General features: G+C 75.1%; 7 protein-coding genes. 3 read left to right on the forward strand and 4 right to left on the reverse strand.

The window, feature by feature from the left end; genetic code table 11:
* Nucleotides 1-211: 211 nt before the first annotated feature.
* The 3 genes from CBZ_RS16630 to pgm form a co-directional block, all read right to left on the reverse strand.
* Complete coding sequence (locus CBZ_RS16630; protein ID WP_130782602.1) at nt 212-610, reverse strand: hypothetical protein; 399 nt, start codon at nt 608-610, stop codon at nt 212-214.
* Nucleotides 607-1,242 carry a nucleotidyltransferase domain-containing protein gene (locus tag CBZ_RS16635; protein WP_130782603.1) on the reverse strand — a complete coding sequence of 212 codons (636 nt, stop codon included), beginning with the start codon at nt 1,240-1,242 and terminating at the stop codon, nt 607-609. The genes CBZ_RS16630 and CBZ_RS16635 overlap by 4 nt, the downstream gene beginning before the upstream one ends.
* Before the next feature lie 94 nt (nt 1,243-1,336).
* On the reverse strand, nt 1,337-3,013 hold the full coding sequence (gene pgm, locus CBZ_RS16640) for a phosphoglucomutase (alpha-D-glucose-1,6-bisphosphate-dependent) (protein WP_130782604.1): 1,677 nt from the start codon (nt 3,011-3,013) through the stop codon (nt 1,337-1,339).
* 204 nt (nt 3,014-3,217) lie between these two features.
* Between pgm and CBZ_RS16645 the strand changes: the two genes are divergently transcribed.
* Both CBZ_RS16645 and CBZ_RS16650 read left to right on the forward strand, forming a co-directional pair.
* A complete protein-coding gene (locus CBZ_RS16645; RefSeq protein ID WP_130782605.1) occupies nt 3,218-4,042 on the forward strand; it encodes a DUF5926 family protein in 825 nt (274 codons plus the stop codon).
* A 74-nt stretch (nt 4,043-4,116) separates the two neighbouring features.
* Nucleotides 4,117-5,043 carry a glycosyltransferase family 2 protein gene (locus CBZ_RS16650; protein ID WP_130782606.1) on the forward strand — a complete coding sequence of 309 codons (927 nt, stop codon included), beginning with the start codon at nt 4,117-4,119 and terminating at the stop codon, nt 5,041-5,043.
* Here the strand turns inward: CBZ_RS16650 and CBZ_RS16655 are convergent.
* A complete protein-coding gene (locus CBZ_RS16655; RefSeq protein ID WP_165446826.1) occupies nt 4,958-7,513 on the reverse strand; it encodes a hypothetical protein in 2,556 nt (851 codons plus the stop codon). The two genes, CBZ_RS16650 and CBZ_RS16655, sit on opposite strands and share 86 nt — an antisense overlap.
* Nucleotides 7,514-7,582: 69 nt before the next feature.
* Between CBZ_RS16655 and CBZ_RS16660 the strand changes: the two genes are divergently transcribed.
* Nucleotides 7,583-8,135 (forward strand): prephenate dehydratase domain-containing protein (locus CBZ_RS16660; protein ID WP_281274899.1); only part of this gene is annotated, 553 nt, incomplete at its 3' end.

Genomic DNA, 8,135 nt, shown 5'->3' on the forward strand with positions numbered 1-8,135 from the left:
GGGGCCCGTCCGCGTCCAGGCACTTCGCGCGCGTCGCCGACGCCAACCTCTCGCTGTGGACGCTCAAGCTGCGCCGAGGCGAACATGCCCTGCGCGGTCGCTCCTCCGACGAGTGGGACGTCTTCGGCCCGGCGACGACGAGTACGACCGCTTGCTCACCGACGGGACGGTGGACCGCCAGCACTCGGCAGTCGACCAGAAGCCGGGTCGGCTACTGGGTGCGGGCGGTCGCCTCGGCCACGAGCGCGTTCGCCGCCCGCAGGGCGGCCGTGCGGTCTCGGTCGGTCAGCAGCGCCGTCCCGTAGTGGGATGCCGGCTTGAGCGCCACGAGGTCGCGGAGGTTCTTCCCGCGGGTCGAGTCCACCTGGGCGAGCAGGTCCGCGGCTGCGGCGTGGTCCTGCCCGGAGTACCGCTGCCCGGTCGCCGCGACACAGATGGCGTCTCCGGCGGCGATCCCCGCCAGCACGGCCAGACCCACGGCCACGTTGATGGCGGCGCCGTCTTCGGCTGCGGCCAGCTCGGCGACCTCGAGGTACTTGGCGGCGATACGCCGACGCTGGCGTGCCTGCCCGATGTCCTCCGTACGGGTCGGGTGCTTCTTCGGGTTCACGCGTCCTCCGCCAGCACGGTGGTCATCAGCACGGGGAAGTCGGGGCCGTGAACGGTCACCGCGTCGCGCCACAGCTCGCGGATGAGAGGTTCACCGGCGGCGTGCGCTGTTCCGACGCCGTGCGCGGACAGGGTGAGCACTTCGAGGCGGTTCCCTGTCCAGGCGTGCACCCGGTCCTCCAGGGTCCGCATCTGCTCGCGCCAGGTGTCGTCGTACCGGTCGGCTTCGGTCGGCGTGACGATGAGCAGGTCCACGTCCGAGTCCTCGGTTGCCTCTCCGCGTGCGGTCGATCCGTACACGCTGGCGTGCACGGGGTGCGGGATGAGGTCGTCGATCACTGCTCCCAGCCGATGCAGAAGCTCCCGTCGGGCGGTCGCTGCGTCGAGCACCGCTCGTGCGAGCAGGTGGTCCCGGTTCAACCGGTAGAGGTGGCCGGTGTTCGACGGAACGGCGTGGACGAGCCCGGCGCGGGTGAGGCGGTCGAGCGCGAGTATCAAGCCGGGCCGGCTGCCCTTCCCGGCGAGCTTGGCGACCTGGGTCGCGGAAAGCCCGGACTCGGTACCGGCGAGCACTTCGAGCGCAGCGGCGTCGAGGGTCGGGATGAGCGACCTCAAGGGGTGTGACAGGTCCACCCGACCAGTGTGTCAGGATCCTGACACTGTGCAACTATTCTTGCGGCGTGTCAGGATAGTTGCACCAGTGGATCGGCTCGCGGATCAGGCGAGGTCAGCCCCCCAGTGCCTGCGAGACCACCTGCTTCGCCTCGTCCTGGACCTGCTTGAGGTGCTCCTCCGACACGAACGACTCGGCGTAGATCTTGTAGACGTCCTCGGTCCCCGACGGCCGCGCGGCGAACCAGGCGTTCTCGGTGGTGACCTTGAGCCCGCCGATGGCGGCGTCGTTGCCCGGTGCGTGGGTGAGGCGGGCGGTGATCGGCTCGCCGGCGAGCGTGGTCGCGGTGACCTGGGCGGCGTCGAGGGCGCCGAGGGTCTTCTTCTCCTCGCGGGTCGCGGCGGCGTCGACGCGCGCGTACCAGGACTCGCCGAACTCGCCGACGAGGTCGCGGTGGATCTGCGAGGGCGTCTTGCCGGTGGTCGCGATGATCTCGGACGCGAGCAGGGCGGGCAGCAGGCCGTCCTTGTCGGTGGTCCACACGGTGCCGTCCTTGCGCAGGAACGACGCCCCGGCGGACTCCTCGCCGCCGAAGCCGACGGACCCGTCGACGAGGCCGGGCACGAACCACTTGAACCCGACGGGGACCTCGAGCAGGCGGCGGCCGAGGCGCGCGGCGACGCGGTCGATGAGGCTGGACGACACGAGCGTCTTGCCGATCGCGGTGCCGGTGGGCCAGCCGGGACGGGCGCCGCCGTAGAGGTACTGGATCATCACGGCGATGTAGTGGTTGGGGTTCATCAGGCCGCCGTCGGGCGTGACGATGCCGTGCCGGTCGGAGTCGGCGTCGTTGCCGGTCGCGACGTCGAAGGGTGCCTCGCCGCCCGCCATGCGGGTCACGAGGGACGCCATCGCGTACGGCGACGAGCAGTCCATGCGGATCTTGCCGTCCCAGTCGAGGGTCATGAACGACCAGCGCGGGTCGACCTGCGGGTTCACGACGGTGAGGTCGAGGCCGTACCGCTCGCCGATCGCGCCCCAGTACTCGACGGACGCGCCGCCGAGCGGGTCGGCGCCGATCCGCACGCCCGCGGAGCGGATCGCGTCGAGGTCGAGGACGTTCGCGAGGTCGTCGACGTACGCGGACAGGTAGTCGTGCTTGCGGGTCGTGTCGGCGGCGAGGGCCCGTTCGACGCTGACACGCGGCACGGCGCGCCAGCCCGACGCGAGGATCGCGTTGGCGCGGTCGGCGATCCAGGACGTCGCGTCCGACCCGGCGGGGCCGCCGTGCGGCGGGTTGTACTTGAACCCGCCGTCCCGGGGCGGGTTGTGCGACGGGGTCACGACGATCCCGTCGGCGAGCCCGGGGCCGGACGTGCGGACGCCCTCGGAGGACCCGGCGCCGTTGTGGCGGAGGATCGCGTGCGAGACGCCGGGCGTCGGCGTCCACGAGTCGCGGGCGTCGACGTGCACCTCGACGCCGGCCGCGGCCAGCACCTCGAGGGCCGAGCGGAAGGCCGGCTCGGACAGCGCGTGGGTGTCACGGCCGATGAACAGGGGACCGTCGGTGCCCTGCCCGCGGCGGTACTCGACGATCGCCGCGGTGATCGCGACGATGTGCGCCTCGTTGAACGCGGAGTCCAGCGCCGACCCGCGGTGGCCGCTCGTCCCGAACACCACGCGCTGCGCGGGGTCGTCCAGGTCGGGCTCGCGGTCGTAGTAGGCGCTGAGCAGGGCGTCGAGGTCGACGAGGTCGGACGGCTGGGCGGGTGTTCCGGCGCGCGGGTCCATGCGGTCGATCCTTCCCCATGACCAGCGAGGGCGCAGCCCCCGATCGTCCTGGGTTGCCAGGGCCCTGGTGTGGAAGGAACGGCGCGCCAGGCGCGACAGATCCTCCACGCGGCCGACCCCGACCGAGCCCGCACCGGCCGGACCAGGCCCGACCCCAGCGCGGTCCGGGTCGGACGCGGGCCGCTGGGCCGGTAGCCTCGGGGCATGGCCAGGAACACGCCCGACTTCGTGCTGCGTCCGTTCGAGGGACTGCCCGGTGAGCCCGACTGGGTCGCGCTCAAGGAGCTCGTCCCCGCGGCGACGGCGACCGCCCGCACCACGAAGGAGCACGGCGCGCGCGACGTCCTCGTGACGACGGTCCTGCCGACCGCGTGGCCGGCCCTGCACCGCGCCGACGGCGTCGTGCTGCTCGCGCTGCAGACCGTGGGCAGCAGCGGCGACGCGAGCCGCGACCTGGCCGCCGCACTGCTGCAGGCCCTCGACGTCGAGGCCGGCACGGCCGTCGAGACCGTGGGCCTGCCCGGCCCGGGGCCGCGCCTGCAGGACGTGCTCGACCCGTCCGTCCCGTTCGAGGTGACGGTCCACGACTCGTTCTCCTACTGGCTCGCGCCCGACACCGAGCGCACGCCGGACCTCGTGGCCGCCATGGAGGAGGCCGACGCGGGCATCATCGACACCCGCAAGCTCGCCGCCGCCGACGCCGCGTACTGGTGCCGCATGGGTGCCCGCGAGTTCCTGCGCTGGGCGCAGCCGCACGAGGAGCAGGTCGTGCTCGACGCGCTCGCCCGCCTGCACGCGCGCCGCGCGTCCGGGTTCGAGGGTGCGAAGTTCGTCGGCTACTTCCGGTCCAGCGGCCTCGTCGTCCCCGTGTGGGAGCTGGCGCGCGGGTCGGAGGCCGAGGACATCGAGGCGCCCGTCGCCGCGTTCGCCCCGTCGTTCGCCGAGGCCCTCGCGAGCACCGAGCCGCTCGACGCGAACGAGCGTCGCGCCCGCGCCGGGCTGGTGGCGCGGCAGGTCACGCTGCGCTGACCCGCCCGTCCACGCCGGTCCGTGCCCGTCGCGCCCGTCGGGCGCGGGCCTCACGGCTCGCTAGGCTGGCGCCCGTGACGCGCAAGGGCGGGAAGGCCGCCGACGACCAGCCGGAGGCCGGCTCGACCCCCGCCTCGACCGAGCCCGCGAGCGGGCCTGCGACCGAGGCGACCCCGCAGACGACGCCGACGCCGGCGGACGGGTCCCGCGCGCCCGCGCGCGAGGCCCACCGCCCGCACAAGCAGAAGCAGCGCGTCGCCGTCATCATCCCCGCGAAGGACGAGTCCCGGCGGATCGCCGCGACCGTCCGGTCCGCGCGCGCCATCCCGCACGTCGACCTCGTGCTCGTCGTCGACGACGGCTCCGAGGACAACACGCAGCACGTCGCCCGCGAGGCCGGGGCCGTCGTCGTGCGGCACTCCCACAACCGCGGGAAGGCCGCCGCGATGGAGACCGGGGCCGCGGTCGTCGCGATGCGTGACGCGCCCGACCGGCTGCCGCGCGTCCTGCTGTTCATCGACGGCGACCTGGGCGAGACGGCCGTCAACACCGCACCCCTCGTCCCGCCCGTGCTCGAGGGGCACGCCGACCTGTCGATCGCGCTGCTCCCGCCGCAGCCCGGCGCGGGCGGTCGCGGCATCGTCGTCGGCGCGGCCCGCCGGGCCATCGCGTCGATGACGGGCTGGACACCCACGCAGCCGCTGTCCGGCATGCGCTGCCTGACCCGGGAGGCGTTCGAGGCCGCGACGCCGCTCGCCCGCGGGTGGGGCGTCGAGACGGGCATGACGATCGACCTGCTGCGGCACGGCTTCCGGGTCGTCGAGGTGCCGTGCGAGCTGCGGCACCGCCCGTCGGGCGCCGACCTCAAGGGTCAGCTGCACCGGGCCGCGCAGTACCGCGACGTGCAGCTCGCCGTCAGTGCGCGGCGGGTCCGGAAGGCGGCGTCGGCGGTCCGGCAGACGGTCGCCCCGACGTCGCGTCCGCCGCAGACGCACCGCTGACGGCGTCGGCGGTCCCGACCTCCGCGACCGCCTCGCCGCTGCCGGCACCCCCGTCGGGCGCGCCGGCGTCGTCCGCATCACCGGGTCCGTCGTCGCCACCCGCACCACCGGGTCCGCCTGCACCGCCCCCGGCGCGCGCCACGACGTCGTCGGCCGGGGCCTGGCCGTCCGCCGACCCGAGCCGCCACTGCGCGGCCGCCGCGACCAGGCACGGCACTGCGACCGCGATGCCCGTGGCCGGCACGACGATGCCGGAGTCGTTGATGAGGAACCCGACGGCGAGGCCGGCGCCGATCGCGGCGATCGCCGGACGCAGCAGCGGCACGGCCGCCTGCAGTCCGGCGAGCGGGGAGCGCGGCCCCATGAGCGCACCCCGGCGCGCGCTGCCACCGGCGATGACGATCCACGTGAGCGCGATACCGCCGACGGCGAGCACCAGGTAGCGCCAGTTCGTCAGGACGCGCAGGTTCACGGACAGCTTGCGGTAGACGACGTCCCACAGGCCGCCGTCGAGGACGGTCGCGAAGAACCGGCCGAGGTGGGTGCGGTCGCCGGGCGGGCGCATCCAGTCGAGCACCGCGAACCCGCCGACGACCAGCACGCCGATCCCGAGGACGAGCGTGAGGGTCTTCCAGTTCACGGACCGGCCGCTGACGACGACCGCGAGCAGCGCGAACGCGAGGATGAGCGCGGGCGGGCCGCCGAAGTCCGACCCGAGGCCGGGTGCGCCGTCGACGACGACGAGCAGCAGGCCGAGCGCGGACACGAGGACGGTCGCGAGCCGGCGTCGGCCGCGCCGCACGAGCGGGTCGGCGATCGCGACGGCGACGAGCAGGCCGGCGGCGGTGAGCAGCGCGAACGCCTGGTTGCTCATGCCGTAGAACCGGGCGGCGAGCAGCCGGTGGGCGCCCATCGGGGTGTCGATGACGAGCGACGATCCCGTGCACGCGTCGACGACGAGCACCCCGACGGTCACCGCGGCGACGAACCCGGCGGGGCCGAGGACCGAGCGCCGCCAGGGGCCGGTGAGCGCGAGCGCGGTGATGAGCGCGATCCACGCGAGGACCGTCCACCAGAACGCGGCGCGCGGGTCGTCGGCCCGCCACCACGGCACGAGGCCGGTGAGGAACGCGGTGATCGGTGCGGCGGCGAGCGCGAGCGCGGCGACCCGCAGGACCTGCAGCGCGGGCCGCAGCGGCGGACGGTCGGAGCGGCCCTTGCGGGTGAGGACGATCGCGGCGGCGACGAACAGGACGGCCTGCACGAGGACCATCCGCGTCGAGAACGCGCCGCTCACGCGCGTGACCCACAGCGCCTGCTGCTGGATGTCGAGCAGCTGCGCCATGCGTCCCGCCGCCGTCGCGGGCCCTGCGGTCGGCACGATCGTCGCGCCCGCGAGCGCGGGGGCCTCGTCCTGCAGGTCGAGCGCGTCGAGCAGCGTCGGGGTGACGTCGACGGTCTGCACGAGGCCCGCCTGCCGGGTCGCGCCGGACGTGAGCAGGTTGTCGGCGTAGGTGCCGCCGTTCGGCGCGGGCCCGGTCGCGGCGGCGAGCTGCAGGGTCGCGCGGCTGGAGTCCGCGAGGGACACGACGAGCACGGTCGCCCCGGTCCGCTCGGTCGCGCGCAGGACGGCGCCGATGCGCTCGTCGAGCGTCTGGGCCTGCGCGGAGCGGGTCGGCTCGACGATCGCGTCGGGTGACGGCAGGTCGGGGTCGGTCGGGTCGGCGATGCCGGGGATCTCGTCGCCCTGCTCCTCCTGCGGCGGGGTCGTCGCGCCGCGGGGCTGGGTGGCGTAGCCGGGGTCGCGCAGGACGCCCGCGTCGACGACGACGAGCTGCGAGGTGCCGAGGGCGTCGCGGACCGCGCGCGTCAGGCCGGCCATCGACTCGGGCCGCGCGACGTGTGTGCCGACGGGCAGCCCGTCGCCGTCGGCCAGCGCGACCGCCGCACCCGGGCCGATGCCCGTCGCGGGGACCCCGGCGTCGGTGAGCAGGTCGCCGAGCAGGCCGGGGCGGGCGCCGTACGACTCGTCGTCGGCGGACGTCTGGTAGTCGTCCCAGCCGGGCACGAGGCCGTCCTCGCCGGGCTCCCGCAGGGTGCGGCACGTGCGGTCGTCGGCGGGCAGGTCGGACGCGCGCTCGCCCGACGACACCGCGAGCCAGCCGTCCGCCGGGCAGGACCGGGACGCGACCGAGCGGGCGGCGACGAGGCCGATCGAGCCGTCGCGCGACAGGTCCCACAGCGTGGGGGTGGTGAGGGTCGTGACGTCGTCCCAGCGCAGCCCGGTGACGCCCACGAGCACCACGGGCGCGGTCGTCGCACCGTCCTCGGCGGCGACCACCGGGGTGCTGGCCGGGGCGGTCGCACCCGCCGGCGGGACGAGGAGCAGCGTGGTCACGGCGGCGAGCAGCGCTCCGGCGAGCACGCGCACGCGTCGGCTGAGGGCGCGCGGGCGGGCAGGGGTGGGCACCGGTCAAGGGTACGGGCGCACTACCCTCGACCCCGGCGGGCTGCGTGCACGCCCCGAGGAGGAGTCGTGATGTCTGCAGCACCGCAGGGACGGCCGCGCTACGCCTACCTGGGGCCGGCGGGCACCTTCACGGAGGCCGCGCTGCGCCAGGTCGTGTCGCCCGACGACGCCGAGTACCTGCCGCAGGCCGACGTGTCGGCCGCGATCGACGCGGTCCGCACCGGCGCGGCCGACTTCGCGGTCGTCGCGATCGAGAGCACCGTCGAGGGCGGCGTCACCGCGACGCTCGACAGCCTCGCCGGCGGTGCACCCCTCGTGCTGCTGCGCGAGGTCCTCGTGCCGGTCCAGTTCACGCTCGCCGCCGCGCCCGGCGTCGCGCTGGCCGACGTCCGCCGCATCTCCGCGCACCCGCACGCGTGGGTGCAGTGCCGCCGCTGGCTCGCGCACCACCTGCCGGGCGTCGTGCACGTCCCGGCCACGTCGAACACCGCGCCCGCGGCCCTCCTCGACCAGGCGAGCGCCGAGGGTCGGGTCGCGGACCTGCCGTTCGACGCGGCCCTCGTGCCGCCGCCCGCCGTCGAGACGTACGGCCTGACGGCCCTCGCGCACGACGTCGCCGACA

It is taken from the genome of Cellulomonas biazotea (assembly GCF_004306155.1).
In the GTDB taxonomy this organism is placed as follows: domain Bacteria; phylum Actinomycetota; class Actinomycetes; order Actinomycetales; family Cellulomonadaceae; genus Cellulomonas; species Cellulomonas biazotea.